At 68.4% G+C, this 15,104-nt stretch carries 15 protein-coding genes; 6 read left to right on the top strand and 9 right to left on the bottom strand.

Going from position 1 to position 15,104, the window contains the following annotated elements; genetic code table 11:
- Positions 1 to 4: 4 nt before the first annotated feature.
- Complete coding sequence (locus A8G15_RS23675) at positions 5 to 706, bottom strand: DUF2334 domain-containing protein (RefSeq protein ID WP_068165368.1); 702 nt, start codon at positions 704 to 706, stop codon at positions 5 to 7.
- 114 nt (positions 707 to 820) lie between these two features.
- Between A8G15_RS23675 and A8G15_RS23670 the strand changes: the two genes are divergently transcribed.
- Genes A8G15_RS23670 through A8G15_RS23660 form a run of 3 tightly spaced genes read left to right on the top strand, consistent with a single transcriptional unit; the run spans position 821 to position 4,857 of the window.
- Positions 821 to 2,059 carry a cytochrome P450 gene (locus A8G15_RS23670; protein WP_281180752.1) on the top strand — a complete coding sequence of 413 codons (1,239 nt, stop codon included), beginning with the start codon at positions 821 to 823 and terminating at the stop codon, positions 2,057 to 2,059.
- A gap of 1 nt (position 2,060) precedes the next feature.
- Positions 2,061 to 2,702: a TetR/AcrR family transcriptional regulator gene (locus A8G15_RS23665; RefSeq protein ID WP_068165288.1), complete on the top strand. Its 642-nt coding sequence runs from the start codon at positions 2,061 to 2,063 to the stop codon at positions 2,700 to 2,702.
- Between the two features lie 43 nt (positions 2,703 to 2,745).
- A complete protein-coding gene (locus A8G15_RS23660; RefSeq protein WP_068165287.1) occupies positions 2,746 to 4,857 on the top strand; it encodes an oxidoreductase in 2,112 nt (703 codons plus the stop codon).
- 72 nt (positions 4,858 to 4,929) lie between these two features.
- On the opposite strand, the gene bluB is transcribed toward A8G15_RS23660, so the two are convergent.
- From bluB to A8G15_RS23630, 6 genes are all read right to left on the bottom strand, one after another.
- Positions 4,930 to 5,598 (bottom strand): 5,6-dimethylbenzimidazole synthase, encoded by a 669-nt coding sequence (gene bluB / locus A8G15_RS23655; protein ID WP_068165286.1) that lies wholly within the window; start codon positions 5,596 to 5,598, stop codon positions 4,930 to 4,932.
- A gap of 9 nt (positions 5,599 to 5,607) precedes the next feature.
- Positions 5,608 to 6,102 carry a glutathione peroxidase gene (locus A8G15_RS23650; protein WP_068165285.1) on the bottom strand — a complete coding sequence of 165 codons (495 nt, stop codon included), beginning with the start codon at positions 6,100 to 6,102 and terminating at the stop codon, positions 5,608 to 5,610.
- A 350-nt stretch (positions 6,103 to 6,452) separates the two neighbouring features.
- Positions 6,453 to 7,076, bottom strand: coding sequence for a maleylpyruvate isomerase N-terminal domain-containing protein (locus A8G15_RS23645; protein ID WP_245687972.1), 624 nt, complete (start codon positions 7,074 to 7,076; stop codon positions 6,453 to 6,455).
- A 126-nt stretch (positions 7,077 to 7,202) separates the two neighbouring features.
- Entirely contained in the window at positions 7,203 to 7,778 is a 576-nt protein-coding gene (locus A8G15_RS23640; protein WP_068165283.1) for a TerD family protein, read from the bottom strand.
- Positions 7,779 to 7,908: 130 nt separating this feature from the next.
- Positions 7,909 to 8,364: a tellurite resistance TerB family protein gene (locus A8G15_RS23635; protein ID WP_068165282.1), complete on the bottom strand. Its 456-nt coding sequence runs from the start codon at positions 8,362 to 8,364 to the stop codon at positions 7,909 to 7,911.
- A 106-nt stretch (positions 8,365 to 8,470) separates the two neighbouring features.
- Positions 8,471 to 9,787, bottom strand: coding sequence for a TerD family protein (locus A8G15_RS23630; RefSeq protein ID WP_245687971.1), 1,317 nt, complete (start codon positions 9,785 to 9,787; stop codon positions 8,471 to 8,473).
- 320 nt (positions 9,788 to 10,107) lie between these two features.
- Here A8G15_RS23630 and A8G15_RS23625 point away from each other — a divergent pair, with 320 nt between their 5' ends.
- Positions 10,108 to 10,527: a lipopolysaccharide assembly protein LapA domain-containing protein gene (locus A8G15_RS23625; RefSeq protein WP_068165280.1), complete on the top strand. Its 420-nt coding sequence runs from the start codon at positions 10,108 to 10,110 to the stop codon at positions 10,525 to 10,527.
- A 109-nt stretch (positions 10,528 to 10,636) separates the two neighbouring features.
- On the opposite strand, the gene A8G15_RS23620 is transcribed toward A8G15_RS23625, so the two are convergent.
- Both A8G15_RS23620 and A8G15_RS23615 read right to left on the bottom strand, forming a co-directional pair.
- Positions 10,637 to 11,266: a hypothetical protein gene (locus tag A8G15_RS23620; protein ID WP_068165279.1), complete on the bottom strand. Its 630-nt coding sequence runs from the start codon at positions 11,264 to 11,266 to the stop codon at positions 10,637 to 10,639.
- A gap of 152 nt (positions 11,267 to 11,418) precedes the next feature.
- A complete protein-coding gene (locus A8G15_RS23615) occupies positions 11,419 to 12,777 on the bottom strand; it encodes a cation:dicarboxylate symporter family transporter (protein WP_068165278.1) in 1,359 nt (452 codons plus the stop codon).
- A 210-nt stretch (positions 12,778 to 12,987) separates the two neighbouring features.
- Here A8G15_RS23615 and A8G15_RS23610 point away from each other — a divergent pair, with 210 nt between their 5' ends.
- Positions 12,988 to 14,544, top strand: coding sequence for a sensor histidine kinase (locus A8G15_RS23610; protein WP_068165277.1), 1,557 nt, complete (start codon positions 12,988 to 12,990; stop codon positions 14,542 to 14,544).
- A partial coding sequence (locus A8G15_RS23605) for a response regulator (RefSeq protein ID WP_068165276.1) occupies positions 14,541 to 15,104 on the top strand: 564 nt, incomplete at its 3' end. The genes A8G15_RS23610 and A8G15_RS23605, both read left to right, overlap by 4 nt.

The raw sequence follows: 15,104 nt of genomic DNA, 5'->3' as shown, positions 1-15,104 counted from the left end.
GGCATCAGGCAACGCGCCCGAGGACCCGGGGTTCCCATCGGTGGACGACCGGTTGCGCGCCGTGGTGCAGCGCGATGTCCACCGCGTCGACGATCGCCTGCCGCGGTCCGGGTTTGCGCAGCTGCGGCCCGGAGATCGCCAGGCGCAGCGTGCCGCCGCGCCGCGCGACCCGCCCCGCGCCGATGACCATGGCGCGGCACCACCACGGTTCGGCCCGCGCGCCGTCGCCGATCCCGAACACCCGGGACCTGTCGACGGTGCTCCGATCCAGGTCGTGCACGCCGGTCGCGTCGGCCATGAGCCGGAATCCGGTCTGCGGCAGGGCGGCAATCGCACCGGGTGAGGCGACCCAGCGGGGCGGTGCGAACAGCCGGGTCCGCAGTCCCGTCTCCTCGAGTACCCGGTCCGGGGCGAGCAGCCGGAGCCGCGCCTCGTGTTCCGGGAGGGCCGAGAACTCGGCGCGGCGGCGTTTCGTCGCGGCCTGGTCGTAGCCGTGCAGCACAATCGCGTCGCCGCCTTCGCGGCGTTCGAGCAGCCATTCCTGGGTCGCCGGGTCGCGCGCCAGCCGGTAGTGGTCCTCGAGGCGCGGCGCGACGAACAGCGACAGCGGTACGCCGCGTTCGTCCATGTCGCGCGCGAACGCGTCGACGAGATCACGCGTGACGTCCCTGATCCCCGACACCGACACGATCAGCTGCACGGTCATGACTCCCAGCGTGCCGTCGGCCGGTGAATGGCGGCGGGCATCGAAGTGAAAGCTGCCGGAACACACGGCCGCGCAACTGTTGACACAAGACGGTCGATGTCCTATTCATAAGACATGAACGAGACAATGTCTCAGGACGCGGGGGGTTTCGTTCTCCGCTCCGCCGATACCTGGCGCGATCCGTTCACCGCCTATCGACGGCTGCGCGACGAGGATCCCGTGCACCACGTCGAACCCACCGGCGATCCGACGTCCGACTACTACGTGCTCAGCCGGTACGACCATGTCGCGCAGGCCGCGACCGACGCCACGAACTTCGTCTCGGGTGGCGGCCTGACGGTGACCTACGGAGAACTCGAAGCGATCGGCATGCAGGACAACCCGCCGATGGTGATGCTCGATCCACCCGCTCACACCCGGTTCCGCACACTGGTCTCCCGCGGCTTCACCCCCCGGCAGGTTCGGGAGGTCGAACCCGAGGTCCGGGCATTCGTGCGGCAGCGGCTGGCGGAACTCGAGCCGGGCCGGGAGATCGACATCGTCGGTCACCTGTTCAAACCGCTGCCGTCGATGGTGGTGGCCCACTACCTGGGCGTTCCGGACAGCGACCGTGTGCAGTTCGACCGCTGGACCGAATCGATCGTCGGAGCGAATCCCGGCGGCGGCATGGCTGCGGCGCTGCCGGTCGCCGCCGACGCCGTGACCGAGATGATGGCGTACTTCACCGGATTGATCGAGTACCGGAAATCGGCCCCCGGCGACGACACGGTCTCGCATCTGGTGGCCGCGGGCGTCGCCGACGATCCCGCCGAACCGGGCGGGTTGCTGTCGATCCTGGCGTTCGCGTTCACGATGGTCGCCGGTGGCAACGACACCACCACCGGTCTGCTCGGGGGCGCGGCGGAACTGCTGAGTTCTCACCCCGACCAGCGGCGGGAACTCGTCGAACGACCCGAACTGCTGCCCGACGCGATCGAGGAGTTCCTGCGGTTGACCTCACCGGTGCAGGGGCTGGCACGCACCACCGGCACGGACGTCGTGATCGACGGGACCGTCGTGCCCCGCGGACGGAAAGTGCTGCTGCTGTACGGCTCGGCCAACCGCGACGAGCGCCGCTGGGGCCCCGACGCGGCCGCACTCGACATCCATCGGGCGCCGCAGAGGATCCTCACCTTCAGCAGGGGCCACCACCACTGCCTCGGCGCTGCCGCGGCACGCATGCAGGCGCGGGTGGCGCTCGAGGAACTGCTGTCGACATTCCCGCACTTCGAGGTCGATGCCGCCGGAATCGAATACGCCGAAGGCAACTACGTGCGGCGACCGACCGTCGTTCCGATGCGGATGAACCACTGACATGCCCAGGAACTGGAACGACGACGAACGCACACGAGCGGCCGAGGCACGGCTGCTCGAGGTCGCGGAGCACCTGTTCACCGAGCGCGGCGTGGACAAAGTCACCATGGCCGACATCGCCGCGGCCGCCGGCTGCTCACGGGCGACGCTGTACCGCTATTTCCCTACGCGCAACGATCTTTCGAGCGCATACATCCGCACCACCACGGAGCGGATCCTTCGCGACATCATGGACGAGACCGCATCCGTCGACGCCGCGGCCGATCGGACGACCCGGGCCGTCACCGCGGCGATCCGTGCCATCCGGGACGATCCGGCACTGGGACCGTGGTTCGAGCCGGACGCGGGACTGCCCGCCAAGACGGCGGTCTCGCACACGGCGGTCGCGGCAGCGCTGGAGACGTTCCTCGCTCGCCACACAGAGGCCGAGCCCGACCGGGCGCGGCTCGCCGACACCGCCCGCTGGCTGACACGCACGATCATCGGTCTCGTCGTGATGCCCGAGGCCGGGCCCGAGGACGAGGCCGCTTACATCGAGCGGTTCGTCACACCCGTGCTGCTCACGGCGAGCTCCACCGCGCGGACGCGTGATCGCACCCGCCGGAGACGCGGCGTCCCGGTCATCAAGACCCCGCGCCCGTGACGGTCACGGCCGGGACTAGCGTCGGATCGTGACGACGCGCGAAATGACGTACCCCAAGCTGCTCTCCCCCGGCACCATCGGGCCCATCACGTTGAGTAACCGGGTGGTGCTCCCCGCAATGGACATGAACCTGAGCGAGGACGGCGAGATCGAGCAGGAGGACATCGACCATTTCGTCGCCCGCGCCGCCGGCGGCACCGGCCTGATCATCACCGGATGCTGCGCGGTGGCCTACCCCGTCGGCTGCGCGAGCACGAAGGAACCGGGCCTGTCCGAGGACCGGTTCATTCCCGGCCTGAAGGCACTCGCCGATGCGATCCACGAGACCGGCAGCAAACTGTGCGTCCAGATGACCCACCACGGCAAGGTCGCGCGCATCGACACCCTCGACGACCGGCCGCAGCTGGTGCCGAGCATGCCGAAGCCACCGAGCGACATGAGCGCGTTCGCCGACAACACCCCCGAGGAACTCACGAGGATGGCCGCCATCCAGGGCGGCAAGCAGGCGACCTACCACGAGGCCACCAAGGACGACCTCGAGTGGCTCATCCGCATGTTCGCCGAGGCCGCCGGCCGGGTGAAGAAGGCCGGTGGTGACGCTGTCGAGATCCACTGCGCCCACAACTACGTGCTCGGCGCATTCCTGAGCCGCTACTCGAACCAGCGCGACGACGAATACGGCGGATCGCTGGAGAATCGGGCCCGCCTGTCGATCGAGGTGATCCGCGCGGTCAAGGAAGAGGTCGGCGACAGCCTCGCCGTCATCGTTCGTCTGGCCGGTCAGGAATACGGCGAGACCGACGGATTGACCGTCGAGGAATCCGCCCGTGCCGCAAAGATGTTCGAGGAAGCGGGCGCGGACGCCATCCACGTCTCGGGTACCGCCCTGAACGCCTTCGCCAACTTCACCGACGGCCCGCTGCCCAACAGGATCGGCTACTACACCGAGAACGCCGCGGTCATCAAGCGCGCGGTGTCGATCCCCGTCATCACCGTCGGCCGCATGCTCCCCGAGGTCGGCGAGAAGATGATCGCCGAGGGCAACACCGACTTCGTCGCCATGGGCCGCCAGTTGCTGGCCGACCCCGAACTCGTCGACAAGCTGAAGACCGGACGCGTCGAGCAGATCCGTCCGTGCATCAACTGCTACGTATGCGTGCAGGAGAACTTCTGGGACGGCACCCCGATCTGCGCAGTCAACCCGGCGCTCGGCAACGAGGGTCTGGTGCCGTTCGTGCGCGGCGCCGAATCCAAGCGTGTCGTCGTCGTCGGTGCCGGTCCCGGTGGGCTCGAGGCCGCCCGCGTCGCCACCGAACGCGGTCACCGGGTCACCGTCCTCGAAAAGACCGACCGGCTCGGCGGCACCCTGTGGTTCTCCTCGCTGACCACCCCCGACAACGGGCGCCTGCTCCGGTGGCTCGCCGCCGAGATCGAGCGCCTGGGAATCGAGGTGCGGCTCGGCACCGAGGCCACCCCCGAGAGCATCCGCGCACTCGACCCGGACGTGGTGATCGTCGCGACCGGTGCCGTGCGTGAACGGCCCGCGATTCCCGGCGGAGACCTGCCGCACGTGCACACCGGCGACAGCATGCGTGCCCTCATGACCGGCTCGGGCGACGTGTCCGGTCAGCCGCTGTACCTGCGGGTGGCGAGCAAGCTCGGCAAGCTGGCGGGTATCACCGGCAGCGCCGAGCGGATCCGCAGCCTCAGCAGCCGCTTCCTGAAGTTCCTGCCGATGGCCAAGGACGTCGTCGTGATCGGCGGATCCCTCGTCGGACTCGAACTCGCCGAGTTCATGGCCGAGCGCGGCAGCAATGTCACGCTGCTCGCCGAAGGACAGCAGCTCGGTGTTCCGATGGCGATGCCGCGCCGCTGGGCCGCGGTCAAGCACGCCCGCGAGGTGGGCCTGACCGTGCACCGCAACGCGACGGTGCAGCGCATCACCCCGAAGACCGTCGAGTTCACCGTCGGCGGCGAAACGATGACGGCACCGGCCCGCATGGTGATCGTCGCGTCCGGCGTCTCGGCCGCCGCGCCGCTGGCCGACCGGCTCGCCGACTCCGGACTCGATGTCCGCATCGTCGGTGACGCCGGCGAGGTCGACTACATCGAGGGTGCCGTGCACACGGCGTGGAAGGTCGCCACCGACCTCTGACCCGGAAGTCCCCGGACCGAAACGGACGGCCGCCGACGCCAGGAAGCGTCGGCGGCCGTCGGTCGTCGGGCGTCAGGCGTCGGCAGCCGGATCGAGTGATCCGGCGCCGAACGTGTCGCGGTGCACCGCCTCGGTGAGGGGACGACCGCTGCGCCAGCCGAACCGCTCGAGGTCCGGGACCTCCTGGAGCCGGGTGACCGGTCCGACGCACAGCCACGCAATCGGCCGTATCGGCGCCTCGGCACCGATGAACTCGGTGAGGAACGGCTCGTCGTAGAACGACACCCAGCCGACACCGAGCCCCTCCGCAGTCGCGGCGAGCCACAGATTCTGGATCGCGAGAACCGCGGAGAACAAACCGGATTCGTCGATGGTGTGCCGGCCCAGGATGTGCTTGCCGCCCCGTTCCGGGTCGTAGGTGACGACGATGCCGGTGCGGGATTCGACGATCCCCTCGATCTTGATGGGATCGAAGGTGTCCCGGCGGTCCTCCGGGAGGGAATCGGCGAACGCCTGCCGGCACCCTGCGACGTGCTCGGCGAACGTCTCGAGGCGCTGCCGGTCCTGGACGACGACGAAGTCCCAGGGCTGGGTGTTGCCGACGCTCGGCGCGTGGTGAGCCGCGGCGAGGATGCGCCACAGCACGTCCTCGGCGACGGTTTCACCGGCGAACTCGGCGCGCACGTCGCGGCGCATGCGGATGATGTCGTACAGCGCGTTGCGCGCTTCGTTCGAGAACATGGCTTCGGGTCAGACGGGCAGCACGGCCTCGATGGCGGCGACGACTTCGGGTGCGTCCGGCTCGGTGCGCGGACGGAAGCGGTTCACAACCGAGCCGTCCGGTGCGACGACGAACTTCTCGAAGTTCCACTGGATGTCGCCGGCCTCGCCGTCGGCGTCGGCGTGCCGGGTCAGCTCCGCGTACAGCGGGTGCCGGTTCTCGCCGTTGACGTCGATCTTCTCGAGCAGCGGGAAGGTGACGCCGTAGGTGGTGGAGCAGAACTCCTGGATCTCCTCGGCTGTGCCCGGTTCCTGACCCATGAACTGGTTGCAGGGAACGCCGACGACGATCAGGCCGCGGTCCGCGTAGTCCTTCGCGAGCTGCTCGAGCGCCGTGTACTGCGGGGTCAGACCGCACTTGGACGCCACGTTGACGACGAGGAGGGCGTGGCCGTCGAATGCGGAGAGGGACGTGGGATCGCCGGCAAGGGTGTTGATCGGGATGTCCTGCAGAGATGTGGTCATGCGATCCAACGTAGTCGGCGCACCGCGAGATCGGAGTGTCGGTCCGTGAGCGCGGCAGCAGAACCGTCCACGGCAACACGCAGGCCAGGCGCTGCGCCTGGTCGTGCCTGCGGTCACGGGTGCGGGCGAACTCGTCCGGTGGTGGTCGGTGCCCGCTCTGGCCGCGCTCACCGGGTACTACGCGCTGTGGGCGAGGTATCTCGTCACCGGGCGGGTGGGGGCCGTGTTGCACCGGCCGTGGTGGGTCGTGCCGGTGCCGATTGCAGTCCTCCCGGTCGTGGTGTTCCTGTGCACGGCAGGAAGCTGTGGCGCGCCCAGAGCGAGTGGTCACCTCGGACGACGTCGAGCCCTCACTGCATCACGGGCAGGACCGGCCGATTCGACCGCCCCGACGCGGCTTCGATGAACTCGACCGGATCGGGCACCCCCACCAGCACGTCCCGCGCCCGCTCGAGTGCCGCAGCCTCCGGGGCAGGACCTCCGACCGCGTCGACCACGTCCAGCCAGTGGATCGTCGATTCCAGGATCGCCATGTCGAGAAAGGCACCGAGCGACACCGACTCCAGAATGGGATGCGCGATCACGGTGGCGCGATTCAGGCCGGTGAGCCGTCCGAACACATCGGGCAGTTCGGAGCCGAAGCGCTCGACGACGGTCGCGCGGTCCGAGTCGGCGGCGATCCGACGGACCATCTCGGCGAGCTGCGCATGCATCGGTTCGGCCGCGGCCAGGTCGGCGTTGAAGAACCGGAGCATCTCCGCCGCGCTGGTGATTCTCGCGTCGCCGCCGGCGGCGGGCTCCGCCAGCATCGCGATCATGACGTCCGGGGTGACGTGCACATAGACGTCTCGGACGGTCCAACCGGGAAGACGCGTCCCGGTTGTCCACTGCTCGTCCGTCAGCTCGGCAGCCCGCTCGGCCCACATACGCCACAGCCGGATCAACAGATCCCGGTCCTGCTCGAAGTCCGCCACCACACCCCCTCGTCGTACGGTCGCTCCGACGTTATCGTCCGCTCCTCCCTTCCGTCGCGGAACTGCCGTCCCGGCGGCGGCGCACCGATGACCACGGCACGCCGCCACCGAGTGCTACGGGCGGACTCAGGCGTTGACGCCGAAGTCGCGGGCGATTCCCGACAGGCCCGACGCGTAGCCCTGACCGACGGCACGGAACTTCCAGTCGGCGCCGTTGCGGTACAGCTCACCGAACACCATCGCGGTCTCGGTCGACGCATCCTCCGAGAGGTCGTAACGGGCCAGCTCGGAATTGTCCGCCTGGTTCACCACACGAATGTAGGCATTGCGGACCTGGCCGAACGACTGGCTGCGGTTGTCCGCGTCGTAGATCGAGACGGGGAACACGATCGAGTCGATACTCGCCGGCGCCGCGGCGAGGTCGACCTTGATGATCTCGTCGTCGCCGTCACCGTCGCCGGTGGTGTTGTCGCCGGTGTGCTCGATGGCACCGTCCGGGGACCTCAGGTTGTTGAAGAACACGAAGTGCTGGTCGGAGACGACCTTCTTGTCGGCGCCCAACGCGATCGCTGATGCGTCGAGATCGAAGTCCTGCCCGGTCGTGGTGCGCAGATCCCAGCCGAGACCGACAGCGACGGCAGTCAGCCCGGGCGCCTCCTTGGTCAGCGAGACATTGCCACCCTTGGTCAGGCTCACGCCCATGTTGGTCCTCCTGGACTCGTTGTGCAGTAACGATTCCCAGCGTGTTCGCGAGAATCGGTGAGTCGGCCACCGGCGGTGGCCCGACTCTCGGTGTGCTGTGGATCCGGCGATCCGGTGGTCGAACGCTCGATCAGAGATCGAATTCGGCCGGGCTGATCCCGACCGCGAAGCAGGCTTCCCTGACCGCGTTCTTCTCGTGGTCGTCGAAGTTGCCGTCGGCACCGCCGATGATGATGCCGATCTGGAGTACAGCGCGAGCCTGCTCCGGCCTCGACTTCAGTTTGCCGATGGTGGCGGTCGCCTCGACCTTGCCGAAGTCGAAGTCGCCCTGCAACTTGTCGCAGTACCAGTCGAACTTCTGACGCAGCTCGTCCGGCGCGAACACCTTCAGCGATTCGTTCGACATGATCAGGGCGGCTGTCTTCTGCCGCTCCGACGGGTCGATGCTTCCGTCCGCGGCAGCGATCAAGGCACACATCGCCATCGCACCGTTGGCGAACTCCTTGTTCTTGAACTGGGCGGTCTTCACCTGCAGCTGGCCGTTCAGTTCCTGCGTCTTCGCCTTGAGCTGATCCCAGAATCCCATCGGTCCTCCTGTGTCGGGGTTTCGGTCACCGCCTGCGAGGCAGCGCCCGCTCCCGGGCACTGTTGCGCAGGCAGGTGGACGCGCGGTTGCGCGGAAGATTCCACTGTCAGAACTGACGGCTGCCCCGGTTCGGGTCGGGACACCGTCCGGTGTATTTCGTGAGCCCGATTCCGCGGTGCGCCTTCTTGCTGCGCCCCACCGGACCGTCTGCCGATTCCTGCACCCACTCACCTGCTGCATCGAGGACGGGCATCCGTTCGCTGCCGGGCCGGCTGTAGCGGGTCTCGCCGTCGACGGTGAGGACACCGTCCTGAACGTCGATGTGCGCCACCGTGGCCCAGTACGAATTGCGGCCGTTGCCGACGTAGACCAGGATTTCGTCGGCATCCGGGCCGGGCAGGCCGTCGAAACCCATGCGGCCGTAGCGGATCGCGACCCGCGGCCGGCCGAACGTGTCGATCGCGCCGGCACCGTTGTCGACACTCTGGTAGACGTTCACCAGCAGATCCCCGTTCTCGCCGGGGAGAACCCGAACCTGTTCGGCGGCAGGCTTGTTGCCCTTACCGGGCCCCTTGCTGTCACCGTAGTGGTGCATGTACGGCCACTCGTCGAGGCTGCCGCGATGTTTGTTCTCTCCGCTGATGACGACGTACTTGTTCGTCTCCTCGTTCCGGCAGAAGAAGTAGACGTCGAGATCGCCTTCCCCATAACGCTTCACGTTGTCGCGGCGGTCATATCTGGCTCCGCGACCGTCCCATTCGAGACCGACGGTGAGCACCCAGTTCGGGTCGCCCTGGCTCTTGCGGAGATCGATGCGGGCGGTCTTGTCGGCCGAGTCCTTCGTCAGGGACACTCTGACCTTCTCGAAGTCGATCGGCCCCGGTGCGTGAGCCACCGGTGCCGGTGACTGCACGTCCGGGGAGCCGTCCGGGCCGGGATCGTCGACGGTGATGCCGTGCTCGGTCGCGAATTTCGCGAGTCCTTCGCTGTAGCCCTGCCCCACCGCGTCGAGCCGCCACCCGACGCCGCGCCGGTAGAAGGCCACCACCTGCAACACCGTCTCGGTACTCAACCCGGACGGAACGAATGTCGACTGCTGCCCCGGCGTGGCGATATCGACGGACAGTCCCGCAACGGCGGCGAACGTCGTGCCCTGCGATTCGGTGCTCGCCGTGACCAGCACCCGATGCACGTCTGCCGGCACCGCAGCCAGGTCCACCGAGATCACCGCATCCGACACCAGGGCCACACCGCCGGATTCCGGGTTGTTGAAGAACACGAAGTCGTCGTCGCCACGGACGCGACCGTCTGCGCCGAGGAGCACCGCAGCGATGTCGACGGCGTTGCCCGGACCCGACGCGGTGATCGCGACGGTGTACCGGTCGCCGGTGAGGTCGGTCTTCGACCCCTTCCCAAGCTGCACACTTCCTCCTCGCCGAAACAACCGTCCCGGCATCGATTCCCGTTATGACCGGTATGCCTAAAATTTACACGAGCCTCTCGGAGACGAACGTTGTCCTCGCGGGGAACCGCCCTCGCATCGTTGGGCGCACGACTGCATCGTCGCAGCTCAGGGCCCCTGGACCGGACCCGCGCGGCACAACCGGGGACAGGTTCGCCGGATCGGGCGGCAACGCCCGCCGGGTCACCGAGGATGGCGGAATCACACCCCGGGGGCGCGCCCCCACGGGTTACAGGCCGGCGACCGGGGTAGCCGGAACGGGGTGTGGGTACTCGACGGGCATGTCCACCACCTCGAGGAACCCAGACGATTCGAACCCTGACTTCACGCCGAGTCAGCGGCGCGGCGTCGTCCCCGGCCCTCCATCCGGCGCGACGGGCGGGGACGCTGCAGATCTGCATCCCGATCTCGCCCGCCGTAAGGGCATCAGGCGCACCCGCACCGGCGCACTCTGGACCGCGCTCGTGACCGGTGTGCTCATCCTGCTGTTGCTGCTGGTGTTCATCCTGCAGAACCTGGACAGCATCACCCTCGAACTGTTCGGGTGGGACTTCTCGCTCCCGCTGGGTGTGGCGTTGCTGTTCGCGGCGATCGCCGGAGCTGCGATCGTCGGGATCGCCGGTGGCCTACGGATCCTGCAGCTTCGCCACGCCGCCAACAGGCAGCGCGCGCTCAGCACCGACCCGGGGGCCCGACCCTGACGGGGCCACTACCCTTCGGATGACATCGACTTCATTCGTACTGCAATCTCCCACAGCGATTTTCAGGACCAATACGACGCCCCGAGATCCCGGACGCCGTCCCGCGGGTTCACGCCATCTCGGGAACGTGCAGGTGCGCGATGGCCAGTTCGAACTCGCAGGAATCGAGCACTTCGGCGCCCGCCTCGCGGACCACACCCTCCCGGATGCTGTCGAGACGTTCCCTGTGGCTTTCCATCGCCTCGGCGCTGTCGAACGTCAGCGACGACACCCCGCGACCGGCAGGACGATCGAGCATCAGACTGGCGCTGCAGAAGCCCTCCAGTTCCTCCATCCGAGGCAGCGCGGCCATCTTCCACAGGTCCACTCCGCGGTCCATGGCGGCCGGATCGATCTTGATCCACGTGACCCGGCAGCAGGCCCCGCGCTCGGAATGGTGGTCACGATGCATCACAGCGATCTCCCACCGCGACACCTCCGTGGTGCCGTGGAAGATCTCGGCGGCGGCGTCCCGCAGTGCCCGCACCGGTCCCTCGCTGGCGCGAAGCGAGTCCTCGTCCCGCCACGAACTGGTCGCGATACACCGACCCGAGCTGCGATCGATCAGCAGGGACATCCCCACACAGCCCTCGATGTCCGTCAGCGCGGGCATCACGGTCTCGCGTACGTGCATGATGCCGGGGTCGATGTACGAGGCGTGCGCATGAATTGTGGTCGAGCGTGCAAACACGATCTGCACCCTTCTCCTCAGGGCGGCGCCGACACAGCGTCGCCGTATTTTCCCTGTGTTCCACCTTGCTCCTCCACTGCTCGGCAGGCAATGGGCGGACGATGATGCACTGCGGCCCGGACTCCGTGAAGAGTCCGGGCCGCTGACGAGAGACGGTGTGGCTAGGCGTCGATCTTCTCGAGCTTCGGTTCCTTCTCCGGAGCCGGATGCCCGTCGTCGTCGCCGAGCATCGATTCGTCGAACGGCAGCCGGCCGCCGAGTACCTCGTCGACGCGGGCACGATCGACGGTCCGGGTCCAGGTGCCGATGAGCAGGGTCGCGATGGCGTTGCCGGAGAAGTTCGTGACGGCACGCGCTTCGGACATGAACCGGTCGACACCGACGATCAGACCCACTCCGTCGACGAGGTCGGGGCGGTGGCTCTGCAGCCCGCCCGCGAGCGTCGCGAGCCCGGCGCCGGTCACCCCGGCCGCACCCTTCGACGCGATGATCATGAACAGCAGCAGCGACAGCTGTTCGGCCAGCGCCAGCGGGCGGCCCATCGCATCGGCGACGAACAGCGCGGCCATCGTCAGGTAGATCGCGGTGCCGTCCAGGTTGAACGAGTAGCCGGTGGGCACGACGACACCGACGGTGGTGCGCTGCACGCCCAGGTGCTCCATCTTGGCGATCAGGCGCGGCAGAGCCGACTCGGACGACGACGTCGCGAAGATCAGCAGGTATTCGCGGGCCAGGTAGCGCACCAGCTTGAACACCGAGATCCCGGCGACCGCGCGCAGCAACGTGCCGAGCACACCGAACACGAACACCAGGCACGTCAGGTAGAACGCGAGCATCAGCGCGCCGAGCTGGACGACCGCGCTCAGGCCGGTCTGGGCGACGACGTTGGCGATCGCGCCGAACGCGCCGATCGGGGCGAGCCACAGGATCATCGTCAGGATCCGGAACACGAGCTTCTGCACGTGCGCGACGCCGCGCAGGATCGGTTCGCCGGACTTGCCGATCCCCTGGATCGCGAAACCCACGAGCAGCGCGACGAACAGTGTCTGGAGCACGCTGCCCGAGGTGAGCGCGGACAGCATCGACGTCGGGATGATCGAGGAGATGAACTCGGCGGTGCCGCCGGCCTCGTGGGCCTTCTCGGCGAGAGCGGCGCCGGATGCGGCGGTCGATTCGTCGAGCGTCAGGCCGCTGCCGGGGTCGAGCAGGTTGCCGACGACCAGGCCGATGCCGAGCGCGACCGTCGACATGCCGACGAAGTAGATCAGCGCGAGGCCGCCGATCCGGCCGACGCTGGCGGCCGCGCGTACCGAGCCGATGCCCAGCACGATGGTGCAGAAGATGACCGGGCTGATCATCATCTTGATCAGGTCGACGAAAGTGGTGCCGAGGATGCCGAGCGACTTGCCGACGTCCGGTGCCTGCCAGCCGACCAGCACACCGGCGACCACGGCGACGACGACGCCGATGTACAGCCAATGGGTCCGGTCCTTGCGGCGGGACACGGTGGTGCTGCTCATGGGTTGCCCTTCGATCACGGAAACGGAGTCGGTGGCAACCGGTGAGAACTCGGGATGTCGTGCTGCGGAGAGCGTCCACTCCGCACCCGGGAGGTGACCGGTATCACGTCCACCTACGAGAATGGTGGTCGTGGAACGGGCCACGGAGAAGTTTGTGTACATAGTGTTCACCGGAGGTGACAGGTGAACCTTGGCGGCACACGTCGGCCGATGAGCGTGGCGGGGCAGTTGCTGATCCTGCAACTCGTGGTGTTCACCGTGGTCGCGGTGGTGGCGGGGGTGCTGTTCGTCGTCGACGAACGCCACGATGCGGACGACGCGACGCGCGACACCGTGACGGCCGTCGCAGTGACCACCGCGCAGGTCCCCGAGGTCGCCGAGGGACTGCGCTCCCCCGATCCGACCGCGGCGCTGCAGCCCCTCGCCGAGCAGATCCGCGAGGCCACCGGTGTCGACTTCGTCGTGATCGTCGACCCGGACGGGATCCGGGTGACGCATCCACGGCCCGATCAGATCGGGTTGCCCTACAGCGGCCACACCGAGCAGGCCCGTGCCGGGCAGCCGTACAGCGAGACGTACACCGGCAGCCTGGGATCGTCGATCCGCACGATCACCCCGGTGTACGCCGGCGACGGCACGCTCGCCGGGTTCGTGTCGGTCGGAGTGACGCGGCAGCGCATCGCCGACAACTTCGTGCGGGGTCTGCCGGGCATCGTCGGGGTCGTCGGCGCGGGCGTGGCGGTCACCGCGGCCGGGGCCGTCCTCGTCGCCCGGCGGCTGCGCCGGCAGACCCTCGGGTTGAACCCGGACCAGTTGCTGCGCATGTACGAGCATCACGACGCGGTGCTGCACGCCATCGGTGAGGGCCTGCTGGTCTTCGGCACGTCGGGCGACCGGGCCCCGCGGGTCGACGTGGTCAACGACGAGGCCCGCCGGCTGCTGGGACTCGCCCCCACCGGGCCGGTGCCCTTCGACTCGCTTCCGGAGACCCTGCGGACCCTCGCGACCGGGGAGGAGGTGCGCGACGAGGTGCACCTGACCCGGGACCGGGTGCTGGTGGTGGGCAGCGACGCCGTGCGGTGGGAGGGCCGTCGTATCGGCACGGTCGTGACGTTGCGGGATCACACCGAGTTGCGGGGCGTGCTCGGTGAGCTGGATTCGGTGCGCGGGTTCGCCGAGTCGTTGCGGGCCCAGGCCCACGAGTCGGCGAACCGGTTGCACACGATCATCACGATGGTCGAGCTGGGCCGACCCGAGGAGGCGGTGGACTTCGCGACGCGCGAGCTGGCGGTGTCCCAGAACCTCATCGACCGGCTGACCGCCGATGTGGCCGAACCGGCGCTCGCGGCGCTGTTGCTCGGCAAGGTCGACGAGGCCGCCGAGCGCGGCGTCGAGCTGACCGTCACCGAGGACACCGCCCTGGGGCCGGTGCCGTCGGTGCCGTCCCGCGACCTGGTCACGCTCGTCGGTAACCTGATCGACAATGCCATCGACGCTGCCCGCACCGCAGACGATCCGTGGGTGGAAGTGACTGTCAGAAGGGAAGATTCGACGATGATCGTCGAGGTCGCGGACAGCGGGCCCGGGATGTCCGCGGACAGCCTGGCGCAGGCGATGCAGCGCGGGTATTCGACGAAATCGGCCCAGCGCGGACTCGGGCTCGCCCTGGTCGCGCAGGTCGTCGCCCGCCACGGGGGCACGCTGCGCACCGAGCCGTCTCTCGGCGCGATGATCGTCGTGGAGATTCCGCTCGGGGGCCGCTCGTGATCCGAGTTCTCATCGTCGAGGACGAACCCCTCATCGCCGGGGCGCACCGCGAATACCTCGGGCGGATGGCGGATTTCGAGGTACACGACGCCGTCCACACCGGTGCTGCCGCACTGAGGGCGGCGAACGCGGCGGCACGCAGCGGCGCACCGATCGACTTGGTGCTGCTGGACATCGGACTGCCCGACATGAGCGGCCTCGACGTCGCGTCGGCACTGAGCGCGTTGCGGCCCAGCCCGGACATCATCGCGGTCACCTCGGCCCGCGACCTCGAGGTGGTCCGCACCGCGGTGTCCCGCGGCATCGTGCTGTACCTGCTCAAACCGTTCACGTTCGCGGCACTGCGCGACAAACTCGACCACTACCTCGCCTACCGCACCGCGCTGGGTTCGGCGGAGACAGCGGTCGCGCAACACGACATCGATCGGGCGATGGCCGCGCTGCGCACGTCGAACACGAAGGCGTCGACCCCGAAGGGCGTCTCCCCCGCGACCCTGGACCGGATCGCCGGGTTCCTGCGCGAAGCCGACGGCCCCCGCACCGCCGCCGAGGTCGGCAGC

It is taken from the genome of Rhodococcus phenolicus (assembly GCF_001646785.1).
GTDB classification, from domain to species: Bacteria; Actinomycetota; Actinomycetes; order Mycobacteriales; family Mycobacteriaceae; genus Rhodococcus; species Rhodococcus phenolicus.
Note: the sequence above shows the minus strand (reverse complement) of the source record. Positions and strands in the feature narration are given on the sequence as shown.